The organism is Pseudomonas sp. AC463 (genome assembly GCF_979253585.1).
The window spans coordinates 1-258 of sequence record NZ_CEEDDZ010000801.1; the positions used below are offsets into that span (position 1 = coordinate 1).

The window sequence follows — 258 nt, forward strand, 5'->3', positions numbered from 1 at the left end:
CTGCCGCAGATCCTGATCCTGTTCCTCTTCATTCTGGTGCTGGAGGCGTCGGGCTACATGGTCCGCGCCGCGTTCCTGATGGACCGGTTGATGGCGACCGTCGGCCTGTCCGGCCGTGCGTTCATCCCGCTGCTGTCGAGCTTCGCCTGCGCCGTCCCCGGCATCATGGCGACGCGCACGATCGAGGACGAGAAGGACCGGCTGACCACGATCCTCATCGCCCCGCTGATGACGTGCAGCGCGCGCTGGCCGGTCTAC

1 protein-coding gene is annotated in these 258 nt (G+C 67.1%); it reads left to right on the top strand.

What is annotated here, in order from left to right; translation table 11 throughout:
* A partial coding sequence (locus AC0IYH_RS32435; protein ID WP_471838449.1) for a nucleoside recognition domain-containing protein occupies positions 1 to 258 on the top strand: 258 nt, incomplete at both ends.